Here is a 15,322-nt window from a genome sequence, read left to right as displayed (position 1 = left end):
GCCCGCCGACGCTGCGACGTCCTGTTCGCCATGCTCCGCAACAAGACCCTCTACCAGCCAACCCGCCCCACAACCCAACCCCCGGCACCCCCAGCCGCCGCTTGACAAAACCATAGGAACACCCCCCGCGAGACACCGCGGCAGGTCGGCCTGCGCACGCTGTGGGAGGGCGTCGCGGTGGGCATGGCGTACCCGAAGAGGTTCGTCTGGGCCGACCAACCGCCGAGCACGCGCTGCGAGATGGTCAGTCGAGGACCGCCAGGGCGTCGATCTCGACCAGGAGCCCCTTCGGGAGTCCCACGTAGACGGTGGTGCGAGCCGGGAACGGTTCGCCGACCACTCGGGCGTAGGTCTCGTTCATCTCCGCGAAGTGCGCCGTGTCGGTCAGATACACGCGCAGCATCAGCACGTCCTCCAGGGAGCCTCCTTCGGCTTCCAGGACGGCGATGACGTTGCGCAGGCACTGCTCGGTCTGCTCGGCCACGCCGCCCTCGACGAGCCGGCCGGTCTCCGGGCTCACCGCGGTCTGGCCCGAGACCTGCAGGATGTTGCCCTTGCGGATGCCCTGCGACAGCGGGATGTCCGCCGGCGGCTTCGGGGCCCTGTCGGTGCTGACCACGATCCTGGCCATCGGTTTTCCTTCCTAGTGCGAGTGGTGGTTCCGGGGTGGACGTTGCCACCCCAGTTCGGTGGACACCTCGGCGGCGGTGCGCAGCACGTCGTCGACGAGGCGGAGCAGGCCGTCGAGGTCCAGCAGCACCTTGGGCACCGACAGCGACACGGCCGCGACGACGTCACCGCGGTGGTTGCGGATCGGCGCACCGACGCAGTGGATGAAGTCCTCGTGCTCGCCGCGGTCCACGGCGTAGCCCCGGGCGCGCACCCGGTCCAGTTCGGCGAGGAACACCTCGGCGGAGTCGAGGGTGTTGGCGGTCAGCTTCGGGTACGCGAGCCGTTCGGCGAACTGCCGCCGCTGCTGCGCGGGCCAGTCCGCGACCAGCGCCTTGCCGACGGCGGTGCAGTGCACGGGGGCGCGGCGGCCGATGCGGGAGTACATCCGCACCGGGTGCTTGCTGTCCACCTTGTCGATGTAGACGACCTGGTCGTCCTCCAGGATCGCCAGGTGCACGGTGTGCCCGCTGAGCTCGCCCAGCTCGACGAGGTGACGGCGGGCGACGCCGCGTACGTCCAGGTCCTCCAGCGCCTGGTGGGCGAGGTCGAACAGGGCGCTGCCCAGGCGGTAGTGGTGCACGTCCTCGCGCCGGACGAAGCGACCCGCCTCCAGGGTGCGCAGCAGGCGCATCGCGGTGGACTTGTGCACACCGAGGAGCTGCGCGAGCTGGTCGAGCGTACGGGGGCCAGCGGCCAGCGCGGTCAGCATGGCCAGGCCGCGTTTGAGGCTTTGGCTCACCCGGTTCTCCGTCCGTTGACGCGCTGCGCGGCGAATGGTACACACCTGTCCGGCACTTTATGCAACCAGCGTTGCATTTTAAGCAATAGGAGGCTCCGTGTCGGTACGGGGGATCGACACCGCGGCGGTGCGCGCGTTGCACGACGAACGCATCGACTGGCGTTTCAAGGGCATGCCGACGGCGTCGTTCGGCAGCACCGTCGGCGAGTTCCTCGCCCAGCGCCCGAAGCTGTTCGAGGCGGGCTTCGTCGGGCCGGTGCTCACACTCGACCGGGCCGCGATGGAGCACAACCTGCGCACGATGGCGCAGTGGTGCGCGCGGCACGGCCTCCAGCTCGCGCCGCACGGCAAGACCACCATGGCCCCGCAGCTGTTCCAGTGGCAGCTCGACCACGGCGCGTGGGGCATCACCGCGGCCAACGCCAGCCAGCTGCGGGTGTACCGCGCGTTCGGCGTCGAGCGGATCCTGCTGGCCAACCAGCTGGTGGACCCGGCCGCGCTGCGCTGGCTCGCCGCGGAGCTCGCCGCGCACCCGGAGTTCTCCGTCAGCTGCTTCGTCGACTCGCTGCGCGGCGTGGAGTTGATGACCGACGCGCTGGGCAGCCCGTCCCGGCCGGTCGATGTCCTGGTGGAGGTGGGTGCCGAGGGCGCCCGCACGGGCGCGCGCACCCTCGCGGAGGCGCGGGAGATCGCCGACGCGGTGGCGAAGTCCCCGGCGCTGCGCCTGGTCGGCGTCGCCGGCTACGAAGGCGCGGTCTCCCATGACGTCGACACCGCCTCGCTGTCCGTTGTGGACAGCTATCTGCAGCAGGTGCGGAACCTGGTGGTCGAACTCGCCGACGCAGGTTACTTCGCCGGGCTGGACGAGGTGATCGTGACCTCCGGCGGCAGCGCGTACTTCGACCAGGTCGCCGAGGCGCTGACCGCGGGCTGGCCCGAGGGCCTGCCGGTGGTGCCGGTGCTGCGCAGCGGTGGCTACCTGCTGCACGACGACGGCTTCTACCGGGTCCGGTCGCCGTTCAGCCGGGAACACCGGCTGGCGGGTGAGGAAGCGCCGTTCCGCCCCGCGATGCGCATCTGGGCGCAGGTCACCTCACGTCCCGAACCGGGGTTGGCGCTGCTGACCATGGGCCGCCGTGACGTGTCGTTCGACCTGGGGCTGCCGGAACCGCAGGTGATCCGCGGCGCCGACGGGCGGACCCGGGAGCTCGCCACGGGCTCGTGCCACGTCAGGGCGCTGGCCGACCAGCACGCGTTCCTGGCGCTCGACGGCGCTGACCCGCAGGTTGGCGACTGGATGGGCTTCGGCCTCTCCCACCCCTGCACGGTGTTCGACAAGTGGACGCTGATTCCCGTGGTGGACGGCGACGTGGTGGTCGACCTGGTGCGCACCTACTTCTGACGGGAGGCGGCACTGTGGACATCGTGGTCCGCGCCGCCCTCACCTTCCACGGCTGACCGCGGCACGCTCCGCCACCCTCCGGGGGACGGTGTCTGCCGTCATGCCTCGGGATTCCACCAGGTGCGGCAGAGGAGCGCGTCGGGTTCCTTCGCCGGGGAATCCAGGCGGGCGCTCCACGCCACTCCCGCGATGTACTCGCCGTCCGCGCACTGGCCCTTGTGGCGGCCCTCGGCGAAGTCGCCGCCGCGCGGATCCGGTGGGCGGGCGTCTTCTCGGTCGAACCACACCACGCGGCCCGCCGAGCCGACCTGCTCGGCGCCCCTGCCGCACAGCGCCGACGACAGGTCGCCGCCGCGCACCGCGTAGCCGATGACGAAGGAGTCCGGCGGGCACTGGAACTTCGTGAACCCGGGCGCCCAGTCCTCGGTGACGTGCCGCTCGTCGCGCACCACCTGGTAGCCCGCGGTCCAGTCCGCGACCGCACCGGAGTCGCTGCACAGCCCGCGGGAGCCGGTGTGGCTCAGGCCGACCAGCCGCAGCCCGTCCGGGCAGACGGCCTTGCGCGCGCCCGGGTCCCAGTCCGGTTCGCGGCGCATCCGGGCAGACTGGACGTAATCCGCGTGGTCCACGGCGAGCATCCGCCACGATGCGGTGGGATGTGCGCTGCCTGCCTTGGCGTCGACGAGCCGGTGCCACGCCGCGGCGCGCCAGTCGTCGCCGTCGTCGAGGAACATGCGGTTGCCCGCGCGGTCCCAGTGCACCAGGGCCCAGCCGTTGCCCTGCCGGTTCTCATGCCAGCCGACCAGCGGCCAGTAGGCGAAGTCGGTGTCGGTGCTGATCAGGAAGTCGACGAAGTTCTCGAACCAGGCGCGCGTCTTCGGGTCCTGCTCGTCGCGCCCGCCCACGCCGAACTCGCTGCCCCACAGCGGCGCGGTGAAGTGCTGCCCTTCCTCGGTCACGAAGAACGCCTGCCGGCGCAGCACCTTGTACAGCTGCTCGCGGTCAGGTCCTGGTAGCGCGGGTCGTGCGTCTCGCCGGGACCCGTTGCGCCGCTGTGGTTCGGTCCGGTGTAGCCGTAGAAGTGCGCCGAGTAGACCAGTTTTCCGGAGCTGACGAGCGTGTGCGACAGGGTCCGCGCGGGTGCCAGCGTCGGCCGCCCGTGTGGCAGCCCGTCCACCGGGATGCCGACCCAGTTGATCCCCTCGATGATGATCAGCAGGTTCGGATTGGCCTCGGTGAGGATGCGGTCCCCGGCGCGCTGCGCTGCGGCGAACCAGTCGCGCTCGTCGCCGCTGCCCCAGTTCGGGTCCGCGCCTACGGCAGCCCGGCAGATGAACACCGTCCTCGAAGGACGCTGAATGACCGCGCTGCTCTACCGGTAAGGCGCAGGACCTCGAACTTCTTCCGCAGTAGCCGCGAGGAGACGCCTTCGAGGCTGTTGACCAGCTTCGATACGGCGACTTTCGGTGAAGCAGGAACCCACCGGAACGCGCACGTCGCGTAGTAGAAATCTCCCGCCTTCAGGCAGGAGAGGACGTCAACTGGCACCGCTGGTCTGCTGCTGGTCGGCATGATGGGCTATCCGCTGTACCAGCTGGTGCCGATCTCGCTCCACGAGTACGGGCAGGCGCAGGTTTCCGCCGGCGCACCGGTGGCAGACCCGCCCCGGAGTCCCCGGCCGACCGAGGTGACCACCCGGGCCGCGGCACGACGTCGCGGAATCCGTGCACCGCGCCGGACCCTGGCGGACCTCTACGGTTCCGCCGACGTGGAGCCGGGCCCTGTGGCGGTCAGCTCTCGGCGAGGACCGGGGCGAGGAAGCGTCCCGTGTAGCTCTCGTCGATCTCCGCCAGCTCCTCCGGGGTGCCCTCGGCGACCAGGGTGCCGCCGCCGGAACCGCCCTCCGGGCCCATGTCCAGGACCCAGTCCGCGGTCTTGATGACGTCAAGGTTGTGCTCGATGACGATCACCGTGTTCCCCTTGTCCACCAGGCCGTTGATCACGCCGAGTAGCTTGCGGATGTCCTCGAAGTGCAGGCCGGTGGTCGGTTCGTCGAGGATGTACACCGTCTTGCCGGTGGAGCGCTTCTGCAGCTCGCTGGCCAGCTTCACGCGCTGCGCCTCACCACCGGACAGCGTCGGCGCGGGCTGGCCCAGCCGGACGTAGCCCAGCCCGACGTCGACCAGGGTCTTCAGGTGCCGGTGGATGGCGGTGATCGGCTCGAAGAACCGCGCCGCCTCCTCGATCGGCATGTCGAGGACCTCGGCGATCGTCCTGCCCTTGTAGTGCACCTCGAGGGTCTCCCGGTTGTACCGGGCGCCCTTGCACACCTCGCACGGCACGTACACGTCCGGCAGGAAGTTCATCTCGATCTTCAGCGTGCCGTCGCCGGCGCACGCCTCGCACCGGCCGCCCTTGACGTTGAACGAGAACCGGCCCGGCTGGTAGCCGCGCACCTTCGCCTCGGTGGTGGCCGCGAACAACTTGCGGATGTGGTCGAACACCCCGGTGTAGGTGGCCGGGTTCGACCGCGGGGTGCGGCCGATCGGCGACTGGTCGACCTGCACCAGCTTGTCCACGTGCTCCAGGCCCTTGACCCGGGTGTGCCGCCCGGGCACCTGGCGGGCGCCGTTGAGCTTGTTCGCCAGCACCGCGGCCAAAATGTCGTTGACCAGCGTCGACTTGCCGGACCCGGACACGCCGGTGACCGCCACCAGGCAGCCCAGCGGGAACGACACGTCGATCTTGCGCAGGTTGTGCTCGCGCGCGCCGACCACGGTCAACTGCCGCTTGCGGTCCCGCGGCCGCCGCACCTGCGGCACCGCGATTCGCCTGCGCCGCGCCAGGTAGTCGCCGGTCAGCGACTTCTCGTTCTCCAGCAGGTCCTTGTATGGTCCACTGTGGACCACCTGGCCACCGTGCTCGCCCGCGCCCGGCCCGATGTCGACGATCCAGTCCGCGCTGCGCACCGTGTCCTCGTCGTGCTCGACGACGATCAGTGTGTTGCCCAGGTCCCGCAGTCGGCTCAATGTCTCCAGCAGTCGGTGGTTGTCGCGCTGGTGCAGCCCGATCGACGGCTCGTCCAGCACGTACAGCACGCCCACCAGGCCGGAACCGATCTGGGTGGCCAGCCGGATGCGCTGTGCCTCCCCGCCGGACAGCGTCCCCGCCGGGCGGTCCAGCGACAGGTACTCCAGGCCCACGTCGAGCAGGAAGCCCAGCCGGGCCTGTACCTCCTTGAGCACCGGCCCGGCGATCATCTGTTCCCGCGGCCCCAGCTCCAGCCCGCCGAGGAACTCCGCGCACTCGCGCACGCTCAATGCGCAGACCTGGGCGATGGACAGCTCGCCGAACTCCGTGTTGGTCATCGTCACGGCGAGAACCTCGGGCTTGAGCCGAGCGCCGTCGCAGGCCGGGCACGGCACGTCCCGCATGTAGCCCTCGTACTTCTCCCGGGCGTAGTCGGACTCGGTCTGCTCCAGCCGCCGCTCCAGGAACGGGATGACGCCCTCGTAGTTCGCGTAGTACGAGCGGGTGCGCCCGTAGCGGTTCCGGTACCGCACGTGCACCTGGTCGTTGGTGCCGTGCAGCACCGCCTTCTTGACCTTGGTGGGCAGCTGCCGCCACGGGGTGTCCATGCGGAACCCGATGGCCTCCGACAGCGAGGTGAGCAGCCTGGTGAAGTACTCCGCGGTGTGCCCGCCCGCCCACGGCGCGATCGCGCCCTCGGCCAGCGACAGGTCCTCGTCGGGCACCACCAGCTCCGGGTCGACCTCCTTACGGATGCCCAGGCCCGCGCAGTCCGGGCAGGCGCCGTAGGGCGAGTTGAAGGAGAACGACCGCGGCTCCAGCTCGTCCACCCCGAGCGGGTGGCCGTTGGGGCAGGCCAGGTTCTCGGAGAACTTCCGCTCCCGGTTCGGGTCGTTCTCGTCGAGCTCGATGAACTCGATCAGCACCAGTCCGTCGGCCAGCCGCAGCGCGGTCTCCACCGAGTCGGTCAGCCGCTGCTTGGCGCTGGCCTTGACGGTGAGCCGGTCCACGACCACCGCGATGTCGTGCTTCTCCTGCTTCTTCAGCTTCGGCGGCGCGTCCAGGCCGTAGACCACGCCGTCGACGCGGACGCGCGCGTAGCCCTGCGACTGCAGCTGCGCGAACAGGTCGACGTACTCGCCCTTGCGGCCGCGCACCACCGGCGCCAGCACCTGGAACCTGGTGCGCTGCGGCATCTCCAGCACCTGGTCGACGATCTGCTGCGGCGTCTGCTTGCTGATCGCCTCCCCGCAGGTCGGGCAGTGCGGTTTGCCCGCCCGCGCGTACAGCAGGCGCAGGTAGTCGTAGACCTCGGTGATGGTGCCCACGGTGGACCGCGGGTTGCGGCTGGTGGACTTCTGGTCGATCGACACCGCCGGGGACAGGCCCTCGATGAAGTCGACGTCGGGCTTGTCCATCTGGCCGAGGAACTGCCGGGCGTAAGCGGACAGCGACTCCACGTAGCGGCGCTGCCCCTCGGCGAAGATCGTGTCGAAGGCCAGGCTCGACTTCCCGGAGCCGGACAGCCCGGTGAACACGATGAGGCTGTCCCGGGGCAGGTCGAGATCGATCCCGCGCAGATTGTGCTCACGGGCGCCGCGGACGACGAGGCGGTCAGCCACTGTGATCCCTTCGGAAGTTCTGGTGTTGACGTGGACGCGCGCCGCTGCGGGCCGTGGATCCCGGGCATCGGCAGGTCGCGACGTCGCGCGCCCATGCTATGCCCGGGCACCGACAGTCCCGACAGCCCGCGTCCCGGGCTCGGCGCGAACCGCTCCCGCCTGATTCGTCCGGGTGTGTGCGCAGCGTCGACCGCCGCTGTTGTCGACGATACGCACATTCCCCCAGAATGGGCACTGTCGCCCGTGTGGCCTGCGCAATTAAGCTCAGTACCTCATCGTCGCGCACCGCGCGGACTCCCCCTGATCACGCGAGGTAGACCGATGGCTGACATCGCTCTGGGGACCGGCGCCCAGGCCACACCCACCGACCCGACGACCGCCCAGCTGACCCAGCACGTGGAGCTCCAGCTCGCCGCAATCGAGCGCGCCACGCAACGGCTGCTCGCCACCGTCGAGAGCCTCGACGATCTGTCCGTACGGCAGCCGAGCCTGCTGCCCGGCTGGAGCCGCGCGCACGTGATCTCACACCTGGCGCGCCACGCCGACGCCTTCTCCAACCTGCTGATCTGGGCACGGACCGGCATCGAACACCCGATGTATGCCAGCGGCGACGACCGCGACGACGCGATCGCCGAGGGAGCCACGCGCAGCCACCGGCTGCTGCTGGAGGACCTGACCGCATCCTGCGGGCGCTTCGCGTACGCGACACGCACGCTGCCCGCCGCCGCGTGGACGGCCGAGATCGCCGACGCGGTCGGCGATCCGATGCCCGCGCACCACATGCTGCGGCTGCGCCTGCTGGAGGTGTGGGTGCACCTGGTCGACCTCGACCACGACGTGGACTTCACCGACCTGCCGCCGACCGACCTGGAGCAGCTGCTGGAGGACGTCGTGCAGCAGTTCGGTGGGCGACCGGACGTCCCCGCGCTGTCGGTGGAGGTCGACTTCGGCGATCACCGGCGCACCTGGGAGCTGCGCGGCACCACGTCCCGGCCGAGCCGGGTCAGCGGAGCGCCCGGCCCGATGCTCGGGTGGCTGCTGGGCCGCTCGGGCCCGCAGGAGCTGCAGGGCGAGGCTCCCGAACTGCCGGAGTGGTTGTAGCGGGACCACTGGGCGGGCGGCGCTCCCGAGCTGCACGACCCCGCCGAACGCGCGACCCTGGCGAGTGACATCCATCCGAGGTAGTGAGGGGGCGCTCGAGATGTCCACTCCCCAGTCCGGTCCCGAACAGCCGCGGGCCGAAGCGAGAGCAACGCAGCAGGAGAGGGCCGAGACCAGGGCCCCGGAGGAGCAGCGGGCGTGGGCGATGGCACCCGCACCCGGAGTTCCGGGCATGTCCGGGTGGCTCGCGTTCGCGGGCACGATCATCGGCCTGGTCGGCGTGTTCAACCTGATCAGCGGTTTCACCTCGTTGTTCCGACCTGACTACTACCTGGTCGCGGAGGGCAACCTGCTGGTGTTCAACTACACCGCCTGGGCCGGAATCTGGCTGGCGATCGGTGCCCTGCAGGTCATCGTCGGCGTCGGCTGCCTGGCCGGGCAGGAGTGGGCCCGGGTGGTCGGCGTCGTGCTGGCCGGGGTGTCGGCGATCGGCCACCTGGCGTTCCTGAACACCTTCCCGCTGTGGTCGCTGGCGGTGATCGCGATGTCGGTGCTGGTGATCTACGGACTCGTCGTGCCGCCCAAGGGTGCGACCGGCTGGCAGCGCGCCCGCTCGTGATCGGACGTTAGGCTCGCCGCGTGGAGCTGCAAGTTGATTACACCGGGCACGTCGAGCCGGGCGGTGCCCCGGCTCGACGCGAACTCGACGCGCTGACCATCACCAAGATCTCGGTCGGCCCGATGGACAACAACGCCTACCTGCTGGTGTGCCGCCGCACCGGGGACGCGCTGCTCATCGACGCCGCCAACGACGCGGAGCGGCTGGCCGACCTGCTGGGCCACGACGAGCAGCGCCCCCGCCTGCGCACCATCGTGACCACCCACCAGCACGCCGACCACTGGCAGGCGCTGGGCGCGGTGGCCGGCCAGACCGGCTGCTTCACGGTGGCGCACCCGGCGGACGCCGGGGCGCTGCCGGTGCCGCCGGACCGGCTGGTGGAGCACGGCGACACCATCGAGGTCGGCGAGTCCCAGCTGACGGTGATCCACCTGCGCGGACACACACCGGGCTCGATCGCCCTGCTCTACCGCGACCCGAACGGGCACCCGCACCTGTTCACCGGCGACTCGCTGTTCCCCGGCGGGGTTGGCAAGACGACGTCGCCGGAGAACTTCCGGTCGCTGATCGACGACGTGGAGAACCGGATCTTCGCCGAACTGCCCGACGACACCTGGTTCTACCCGGGCCACGGCGACGACTCGACGCTCGGCGCGGAGCGCCCCAAGCTCGCCGAGTGGCGGGAACGGGGCTGGTGACCGACCTCGACGGCGTCGTCGCCGTGCGGGTGCACGACCTGCTCGGCCGCGGGTGACCTTCGCGGGCGTGTTCGTGTCCCTCGGCGCCACGAACACGCCCGCACCGAGCGCCGACGCTGCACGGGCAGCGGGATCGCCACCGGCATACCCTGGCGGCGGGACGGCCGGTGGGACGGGGTGCGATCATGGGCGACTCGATCACGATCGACGTCGGGGGCACCGAGGTGTCGGTGTCGCACCCCGACAAGGTGTACTTCGCCCAGCGCGGCGAGACCAAGCTCGACCTGATCCGCTACTACCAGGCCGTGGCCGGGCCGCTGCTCGGCACACTGCAGGGGCGTCCGCTGCTGCTGGAGCGCCACCCCGACGGCGCGGGCGGCAAGTCCTTCTTCCAGAAGCGGGTGCCGAAGTCCGCCCCGTCGTGGCTGCGCACCACCGTGGTCGCCACGCCCAACGGCACCACCAGCGACGCCCTGGTGGCCGCCGATCTGGCGCACGTCATCTGGGCGGTCAACCTGGGCTGCCTGGGCTTCCACGTGTGGCCCTACCACGCCGACACGCCGGAGGTCACCGACGAGCTGCGGGTGGACCTCGACCCCTCGCCCGGGGTCCGGTTCCCGCAGGTCCTCGCGGCCGCCGCGCTGACCCGGCAGCTGCTGGCCGAGGACGGCATCGAGGCGCACGTGAAGACGTCCGGGTCGCGCGGCCTGCATGTGTACGTGTCGCTGCAGCCGCGGTGGAACAGCTACGAGGTGCGCGCGGCGGCGGTGGCACTGGCCCGCGAGCTGGAGCGCCGCCACCCCGACCTGATCACCGCCCAGTGGTGGAAGGAGGAACGCGGCCGGCGGGTGTTCGTCGACTTCAACCAGAACGCCCCGCACAAGACCGTGTTCGGGGCCTGGTGCGTCCGCCCGCGACCGGGTGGGCAGGTGTCGACGCCCATCGGGTGGGACGAACTGGAGTCGGTCGAGCCGGACGCGTTGACCATCGCGACCGTGCCCGGGCGGGTCGCCGAGCGCGGCGACCCGTGGGCCGACCGACGGCCGCAGTCGATCGACCCGCTGCTGGAGCGCTCGCGCCGGGACCTGGCCGCTGGGCTGCAGGACGCGCCGTGGCCGCCGGTCTACCCGAAGCAGCCCGGGGAACCGCCGCGGGTGGCGCCCAGCCGCGCGAAGCGCACCTGACCGGCTGCGAACCCGTGGTCACCTGCCGGAACCCCGGACGCAGGGGGCGTCGTCACGAGGTCCTCCTTCCGTCGACAATGGCCAATCGCACGGCGCCGACGAGTCCCAGCACGAGGAACACCGCGGTCGCGAGGCAGGCGTAGCGGGTGGCATCGCCGAACGCCTCGACCACCGCCGGAGCCAGCGTCGGGTCCGTCTCACGGAGGCGACCGATCAGCGCCCCGGCCGACGCGCGGGTCGCCTCGGCCACCTGCTGCGCGACCGGCGGCGGGACGTGCACGGCTTCGAGCGCGGACACGACGGTGCCAGCCAGCCCCAGCGACAGCACCGCACCAGCGATCGCGGTACCGAGCGCCGCGCCGAACTGGCGCACCGCGCTCTGCGCCGCCGCGGCCTGCCCGGACCGGTCCACCGGGACGTCCACCAGGGTGGTGCCGGTCAGCTGCGCCGACGCCAACCCCAGCCCGGCACCGTAGATCACCAGCGGTAGCGCCACCAGGCCCGGTGCCAGGTCCGGTCGGAGCGCGGCGGCCAGCGCCACCGCCCCCGCGACCTCCAACGCCAGCCCGACCACGACGACCTTCGCCGGACCTGACCGGGCCGCCAGGTGCCGCGCGCCCGCCCCGGCGACGAACGCCCCGACCGCCATCGCGGCCAGCACCATCCCGGCCGCCAACGTGCCCAGCGCCAGCACGTTCACCAGAAACAGCGGCAGCGCGAACAGCAGGCCGAACTCGCCGACCGCGACGGCCAGCACCGTCACCGTGCCCCAGCGGAAGGTCGGCACGGTGAACAGGCCGGGATCCAGCAGCACGCTTCGGCCGGTGCGCACCCGGCGCCGCTCCCACAGCACGAACCCCGCCAGGGCGAGCAGCCCGAGCGCGGCGACCGGTACCACGATCGACACCGGGGCGCTCCTCGGCCAGGTCAACCCGAACGCGGTGAGGTCGTTGACCGGCCGCCACCAGCCCAGCGCGGCACCCTCGATCACCGCGAAGACGACCGCGCCGCAGCCGACCGCGCTGAGCAGCAGGCCCGCGGCATCCGGGCCCGCCTCCACCTTCGAGGCACGGGTCTGCGGCACCACCACCCGCGCGCTGACCAGCACGACCAGGGCGATCGGCAGGTTGATCAGAAAGATCCACCGCCAGCCGATCCGCCCCGCCAGCCAGCCGCCCAGCAGCGGCCCGACGGCCGCCATCCCGGAGATCACCGAGCCCCAGATCGCGAAGGCGATCACCCGGTCCCGGCCGCGGAACACCGCGTTCACCGTGGACAGCGCGGCGGGCAGCACCGCGGCACCGCCGATGCCCTGCACCAGGCGGGCACCGATCAGTCCGCCGGTGGTCTCGGCGAGACCGGCGAGCAGGCTGCCGAGCGCGAACACCACGACACCGGCGGTGAACAGCCGGCGGCGCCCCCACCGGTCCCCCAGGCCGCCCGCACCCAGCAGCAGCGCCGCGAACACCACCGAGTACAGGCTGTTCGTCCACTGCGCGTCGCTGATGTCCAGCGACAGGTCCGCGATGATCGCGGGCAGCGCCACCCCGACCGCGGTGCCGTCCACGACCACCAGCGACAGCCCGGTCGCGAGCACCGCCAGCGCCAACCACCGCGCGTGTGTGGCACCGCCAGCCGGGCCCCGCCGGTGAACCCGGTGATCGTGCTGAACTCGCGGTGGAGCAGGTTCCCCGGCCAACCCGAGCCGCAGCTTCTTCATCGCCGATGCGTTCCCTTCTGCAGCGAGGCGTTCCGCCGCAACGACTGTCCGACGTGGAGGGCCCACGGCACATCGCCTTCCGGGTGGGTCACCCCCACCCGAAGGGCGCACCGGCAATTCAACCGTTCGACCGATGCGCCGCTGCACCCACCCGCCCACCCAGACGAGCCCCGTCGGGGTTCCGCCCGGTGTGTGGCGAGGTCGACGTTGACCGCACCTGACCGAACCTGCATGATCCGTCGGGGCCGCCCGACCCAACAATCCTTTGTGGACACAGGCGCAACCGGAAAAACAGGCAGAACAGGAACATTCGCGGGACAAATCGGATTACGGGAACGAATCTCGTTCGTAGCGAAGCGAGTCTTGCTCCGACCGATTTCTCCGCGTTCAGGCGGATCGTCCGGCCGGAAACCACGAAGGCGAAATCACCATACTGTATACTGCATGCAGTTTTTGGCGCGACGGGCGAGATCCCCGGCCTGACGCGTGTTCCCCGCGCACGGAGGTGACGTGTCGATGGACTACCCCGGGTGGGTCTGGGCCGCGACCCTGGCGGGCCTGACCGCGTTGATCGCGGCCGACCTGATGCTCGTCGGACGGCGACCGCACGCGGTCGGCGTCCGGGAGGCCAGCCTGTGGGTGGTGTGCTACGTGGGGCTCGCGGCCCTGTTCGGCGCCCTGCTGCTCGCCTTCGCCGACCCCACCAGCGGCGCCGAGTTCTTCGCGGGCTACGTCACCGAGTACAGCCTGTCGATCGACAACCTGTTCGTCTTCGTGATCATCATGTCGCGCTTCGCCGTGCCGAAGGAGCACCAGCACCGGGTGCTGTTCATCGGTATCGTGCTGTCGCTCGTTCTGCGCGCGGTGTGCATCGCGGCCGGAGTGGCCGTGCTCAACGCCTTCAACTGGGTCTTCTACGTCTTCGGCGCGTTCCTCATCTACACGGCGATCAAGGTCGCCAGGGACGACGGCGGCGAACCGGAGAACCCGGACAACGCCGTCACCCGCGCCCTCCAGCGTGTGCTGCCCACCACCGACACCTATGACGGCGGCAAGCTGGTCACGCGGGTGGCCGGCCGGCGGATGTTCACACCGATGATCGTGGTGGTCGTCGCCCTCGGCCTGGCGAACGTGATCTTCGCGCTGGACTCGATGCCCGCGATCTTCGGGCTCACCCAGGACGGCTTCATCATCTTCACCGCCAACGCGTTCGCCCTGATGGGCCTGCGGCAGCTGTACTTCGTCATCGGCGGCCTGCTCGACCGCCTCGTCTACCTGAGCTACGGCCTGGCGGTCGTCCTCGGCTTCATCGGGCTCAAGCTGATCGTGGAGGCGCTGCACGGTTCGCACATCGACGAGATCCGCCTCGTGATCCCCGACATCGGCATCGCGACGTCGCTGGGCTTCATCGTGCTGACGCTCGCGGTGACGACGGTCGCGAGCCTGCTGCGCTCCCGCGCGAACGCGAAGAAGGCGCCGGAAGCGGAGCAGCGCGAACCCGCGGCCGCCGACCACTCGTCCTGACGGTCACCGGGTGGACGCTGCCGCACGGCAGCGCGACACCCTTGGCCCACCCACCGAGAATCGCCCGTCCCGCGTCAGCGCAGGGCTTCGGCGACGATCCGCGCCGCGTCCGCCAGCAGCGCCTCGTCGCCCACGTCCTCCTGCCGCGAGCGGCTACTCAGCGCCGCGATGACGATCGGCTGGCCGGTGTCGGTCCAGGTCACCGCGACGTCGTTGAGGGTGCCGTAGAAACCCGTGCCGGTCTTGTCACCGGTCCGCCAGGTCGGCGGCAGCCCGGCGCGCAGGCGTTTGCCACCGGTGGTGTTGGCCAGCAGCCACGTCGTCAGCTGCTCCCGTTCCGGTGCGCCGAGCGCGTCGCCGAGCACCAGCGTCCGGTAGCCCGCGGCGATCCCGGCCGGGGTCGTGGTGTCCCGCTCGTCGCCGGGGATCGCGCTGTTGAGGTCGGTCTCCCAGCGGTCCAGGCGGCTGCTGTCGTCGCCGATCTCGCGGGCGAACGGGGCGATCGCCGCCGGGCCGCCCAGTTCGGCGAGCAGCAGGTTGCCCGCCGTGTTGTCGCTGAGTGTGATCGCGGCCTCGCAGAGCGCGGACACCGTCATGCCGGTGTCGACGTGCGCTTCGGTGGTGGGCGAGTACTCCACCAGATCGGCCCGTGTGTAGCGGATGACCTTGTCGAAGTAGCCGCTGGCGAGCGGGTTGCGGCGCAGCAGGGCGGCGGCCACGTAGATCTTCACCGTCGAGCACATCGCGAAGCGCTCGTCCGCGCGGCGGGTGAGCGTGCGACCGGTGTGGACGTTGGTCGCATACAGCCCCAACCGGGCGTCATAGCGGCGTTCCAGGTCGGCCAGAGCCTGGGTGTGCTTCGGGTCGACCGGCGCGGCGGCCGATGACCCGCTCGACCCGGCCGAACCGCACGCGGCCACGACGGGAGCGGCCAGCAGCGCGCCCAGGAACGCCCGACGTCCGATGCGGATCTCTCGGTGTTGCAAAGACGTTCTCCATTCGGTTCCACGG

At 70.9% G+C, this 15,322-nt stretch carries 13 protein-coding genes and 1 pseudogene; 6 read left to right on the top strand and 8 right to left on the bottom strand.

Annotation, left to right across the window (positions count from 1 at the left end; genetic code table 11):
* Positions 1–244 precede the first annotated feature (244 nt).
* Together IEY17_RS19720 and IEY17_RS19715 are read right to left on the bottom strand one after the other, a co-directional pair.
* Positions 245–631, bottom strand: coding sequence for a RidA family protein (locus IEY17_RS19720; protein ID WP_188989910.1), 387 nt, complete (start codon positions 629–631; stop codon positions 245–247).
* 12 nt (positions 632–643) lie between these two features.
* Entirely contained in the window at positions 644–1,411 is a 768-nt protein-coding gene (locus tag IEY17_RS19715) for an IclR family transcriptional regulator (protein WP_188989908.1), read from the bottom strand.
* 97 nt (positions 1,412–1,508) lie between these two features.
* Here IEY17_RS19715 and IEY17_RS19710 point away from each other — a divergent pair, with 97 nt between their 5' ends.
* Positions 1,509–2,813 (top strand): amino acid deaminase, encoded by a 1,305-nt coding sequence (locus IEY17_RS19710; protein ID WP_229680330.1) that lies wholly within the window; start codon positions 1,509–1,511, stop codon positions 2,811–2,813.
* A gap of 98 nt (positions 2,814–2,911) precedes the next feature.
* On the opposite strand, the gene IEY17_RS19705 is transcribed toward IEY17_RS19710, so the two are convergent.
* From IEY17_RS19705 to uvrA, 4 genes and pseudogenes are all read right to left on the bottom strand, one after another.
* Entirely contained in the window at positions 2,912–3,796 is an 885-nt protein-coding gene (locus IEY17_RS19705) for a hypothetical protein (protein WP_229680329.1), read from the bottom strand.
* Positions 3,769–4,152, bottom strand: coding sequence for a cellulase family glycosylhydrolase (locus tag IEY17_RS25545; RefSeq protein ID WP_229680328.1), 384 nt, complete (start codon positions 4,150–4,152; stop codon positions 3,769–3,771). The genes IEY17_RS19705 and IEY17_RS25545 overlap by 28 nt, the downstream gene beginning before the upstream one ends.
* 44 nt (positions 4,153–4,196) lie before the next feature.
* Positions 4,197–4,280: pseudogene (locus tag IEY17_RS26205) on the bottom strand (IS200/IS605 family transposase); the annotation flags it as partial.
* A 323-nt stretch (positions 4,281–4,603) separates the two neighbouring features.
* Entirely contained in the window at positions 4,604–7,465 is a 2,862-nt protein-coding gene (gene uvrA, locus IEY17_RS19695) for an excinuclease ABC subunit UvrA (protein WP_188989906.1), read from the bottom strand.
* Between the two features lie 321 nt (positions 7,466–7,786).
* Between uvrA and IEY17_RS19690 the strand changes: the two genes are divergently transcribed.
* The 4 genes from IEY17_RS19690 to ligD all read left to right on the top strand — a co-directional run bounded on the left by IEY17_RS19690 (position 7,787) and on the right by ligD (position 11,067).
* Positions 7,787–8,566 carry a maleylpyruvate isomerase family mycothiol-dependent enzyme gene (locus tag IEY17_RS19690; RefSeq protein ID WP_188989904.1) on the top strand — a complete coding sequence of 260 codons (780 nt, stop codon included), beginning with the start codon at positions 7,787–7,789 and terminating at the stop codon, positions 8,564–8,566.
* Between the two features lie 100 nt (positions 8,567–8,666).
* Complete coding sequence (locus tag IEY17_RS19685) at positions 8,667–9,185, top strand: DUF7144 family membrane protein (RefSeq protein ID WP_188989902.1); 519 nt, start codon at positions 8,667–8,669, stop codon at positions 9,183–9,185.
* Between the two features lie 20 nt (positions 9,186–9,205).
* Entirely contained in the window at positions 9,206–9,883 is a 678-nt protein-coding gene (locus IEY17_RS19680; RefSeq protein ID WP_188989900.1) for an MBL fold metallo-hydrolase, read from the top strand.
* A 185-nt stretch (positions 9,884–10,068) separates the two neighbouring features.
* On the top strand, positions 10,069–11,067 hold the full coding sequence (gene ligD / locus IEY17_RS19675) for a non-homologous end-joining DNA ligase (protein ID WP_188989898.1): 999 nt from the start codon (positions 10,069–10,071) through the stop codon (positions 11,065–11,067).
* A gap of 52 nt (positions 11,068–11,119) precedes the next feature.
* On the opposite strand, the gene IEY17_RS19670 is transcribed toward ligD, so the two are convergent.
* The gene (locus tag IEY17_RS19670) at positions 11,120–12,664 is read right to left on the bottom strand and encodes an MFS transporter (protein ID WP_229680327.1); all 1,545 of its coding nucleotides are present in this window, start codon (positions 12,662–12,664) and stop codon (positions 11,120–11,122) included.
* Between the two features lie 639 nt (positions 12,665–13,303).
* On the opposite strand from IEY17_RS19670, the gene IEY17_RS19665 reads away from it, so the two are divergent.
* Positions 13,304–14,311, top strand: a complete 1,008-nt coding sequence (locus IEY17_RS19665; protein WP_188989893.1) for a TerC family protein — start codon at positions 13,304–13,306, stop codon at positions 14,309–14,311.
* Between the two features lie 74 nt (positions 14,312–14,385).
* On the opposite strand, the gene bla is transcribed toward IEY17_RS19665, so the two are convergent.
* Entirely contained in the window at positions 14,386–15,282 is an 897-nt protein-coding gene (gene bla / locus IEY17_RS19660) for a class A beta-lactamase (RefSeq protein WP_373289909.1), read from the bottom strand.
* Positions 15,283–15,322: the final 40 nt, after the last annotated feature.

Origin of the sequence: Saccharopolyspora thermophila (assembly GCF_014646075.1) — a bacterium.
Taxonomy (GTDB): Bacteria; Actinomycetota; Actinomycetes; order Mycobacteriales; family Pseudonocardiaceae; genus Saccharopolyspora; species Saccharopolyspora thermophila.
This window is presented reverse-complemented; position numbering and strand designations above follow the sequence as displayed.

Bases quoted from the DNA above. Each gene is read 5' to 3' on its own strand.
- IEY17_RS19720 (WP_188989910.1), bottom strand. From the start codon at position 631: ATGGCCAGGATCGTGGTCAGCACCGACAGGGCCCCGAAGCCGCCGGCG.
- IEY17_RS19690 (WP_188989904.1), top strand. From the start codon at position 7,787: ATGGCTGACATCGCTCTGGGGACCGGCGCCCAGGCCACACCCACCGAC.
- IEY17_RS19685 (WP_188989902.1), top strand. From the start codon at position 8,667: ATGTCCACTCCCCAGTCCGGTCCCGAACAGCCGCGGGCCGAAGCGAGA.
- ligD (WP_188989898.1), top strand. From the start codon at position 10,069: ATGGGCGACTCGATCACGATCGACGTCGGGGGCACCGAGGTGTCGGTG.
- IEY17_RS19665 (WP_188989893.1), top strand. From the start codon at position 13,304: ATGGACTACCCCGGGTGGGTCTGGGCCGCGACCCTGGCGGGCCTGACC.